The following is a 2,254-nucleotide window of genomic DNA, read 5'->3' on the forward strand; positions in this document are numbered from 1 at the left end:
CTTCAACCGCCCCGACCTTACCGCCGAGCGTTTCCTCGACGACCCGTTCGCCGCTGGCCGTATGTACCGCAGCGGCGACCTGGTGCGCTGGAACGCCGACGGCACCCTGGACTATCAGGGGCGCAACGATGACCAGGTGAAGATTCGCGGTGTGCGGGTCGAACTGGGCGAGATCGAGGCCGCGCTCAAGGCCCAGCCGGGCATCGCCGATGCCGTGGTGCTGGTGCGCGACGAGCGCCTGCTGGCGTGGTTCACCGAAGCGGCAGCGGTCGATATCGAGCGCCTGCGCGAGGGCTTGCAGGCCAGCCTGCCGGCGCATCTGCTGCCGCAAGCCTTGGTTCGCCTGGACGCACTGCCACTGACCAGCCATGGCAAGCTGGACCGCAAGGCGCTGCCGGATCCCGATCCCTCGGCCCTGGTTCGCCACGCCTATGTCGCGCCGACCGGTGCTTCCGAGGTGGCAATAGCCGCGATCTGGGCCGAAGTGCTGGGTATCGAGCAGGTCGGTCGCCACGACAACTTCTTCGAACTCGGTGGCCACTCGCTGCTGGCGGTGACCCTCACCGCGCGCCTGCGCCAAGCCGGTCTGCAGGCCGACGTGCGCACCTTGTTCGGCCAGCCGACGGTGGCGGCGCTGGCGGCGACCCTGGGCCAGGGCCGCCAGGTCGAGGTCCCGGCCAACCGGATCCCGGCCGGCTGCACCCGGATCACCCCGGACATGCTGTCACTGGTGGATCTTGAACCGGCCGCCATCGAGCGCATCGTCGCCACGGTGCCGGGCGGCGCGGCCAACGTGCAGGACATCTACCCGCTGGCGCCGTTGCAGGAGGGCATCCTCTACCACCACCTCAGCTCGCCGGAGCACGACCCCTACGTGCTGGCCTCGCGCATGGCGTTCGCCAGCCAAGAACGCCTGCACGCCTTCGTCGATGCCCTGGGCAAGGTGATCGCCCGCCACGACGTGCTACGCACCTCGGTGCTGTGGGACGGCCTGCCGCAGGCGGTGCAGGTGGTGTGGCGCCAGGCCGCTCTGGCGGTGTTCGAGGTGGCGGATGAAGCCGCGGTGCCGCACGCCCTGGCCCTGGAACAGGCCCCGCTGGTGCGCCTGTACCACTGGTCGGACCCGCAAGGTCCAGGGTTGCTGGCCGCGTTGCAATTCCACCATATCGTCCTCGACCATACCGCTCTGGATGTACTGGGCCGCGAGCTGGTCGGTTACCTGCAGGGCGCAGCGGTGCCCGCCGGGCAGGGCGCGCCGTACCGCAACTACGTGGCCCAGGCGCGCCTGGGCGTCAGCCAGGCCGAGCACGAGGCGTTCTTCCGCGAGCAACTGGGTGATATCGACGAGCCGACCTTGCCCTACGGCCTGGGCGACGTGCAGGTCGATGGCCAGGGCATCGAGGAGGCCCAGCTGTGGCTGGACGAGACCCTGTGCGCAGACCTGCGGCAACAGGCCCGGCGGTTGGGTGTCAGCGTCGCCAGCCTGTTCCACCTGGCCTACGGCCGTCTGCTGGCCGCCACCAGCGGCCGCGACAGCGTGGTGTTCGGCACCGTGCTGCTGGGCCGGCTGGAGGCTGGCGAGGGCGCCGAACAGGCCTTGGGCATGTTCATCAACACCCTGCCGCTGCGCCTGGACCTGCGCGCCACGACCCTGCAGGAGGCGGTGCATCAGACCCAGCAGCGCCTCAGCGCCTTGCTCGCCCACGAACATGCGTCGCTGGCCCTGGCCCAGCGCTGCAGCGGCGTACCGGCGCCGGCGCCACTGTTCAGCGCGATGCTCAACTACCGTCACGGCACCCAGGCGGACGAGGCCCAGCGCCTGGCGCTGCAGGGTATCGAGACCCTGCAGAGCAATGAGCGCAGCAACTATCCGCTGAGCCTGAGCGTGGACGACATCGGTGCAGGCTTCCGTCTGGTGGCCCTGACCCCGGCGGCGGTCGGCGCCGCGCGGGTCTGTGAGCAACTGCGACAGGTGCTGCAGGCAATGGTCGAAGCGCTGGCATGCGAGCCACGCCAGGCGTTGCTGAAACTGCCGGTGCTGTCGCTCGATGAGCGCCGTCAGCTGGTGCACGACTGCAACCGCATGGCGCGGCCTCACGACCTGACCCAGACCCTCCAGGCGCTGTTCGAGGCCCAGGCCCTGCGTACGCCCGAGGCCGTGGCCATCTGCGCGGAGCAGGGTGAGCTGAGTTTTATCCAGCTCAATGCCGAGGCCAACCGCCTGGCTCACCACCTGATCGCGCTGGGCGTGCAG

At 69.8% G+C, this 2,254-nt stretch carries 1 protein-coding gene; it reads left to right on the forward strand.

What is annotated here, in order from left to right:
• The coding region (locus ACQ4OD_RS26270; RefSeq protein ID WP_430945213.1) for a condensation domain-containing protein at positions 1–2,254 on the forward strand (2,254 nt) is incomplete at both ends.

Origin of the sequence: Pseudomonas sp. WC1, from assembly GCF_050586565.1 — a bacterium.
Classification (GTDB): Bacteria; Pseudomonadota; Gammaproteobacteria; order Pseudomonadales; family Pseudomonadaceae; genus Aquipseudomonas.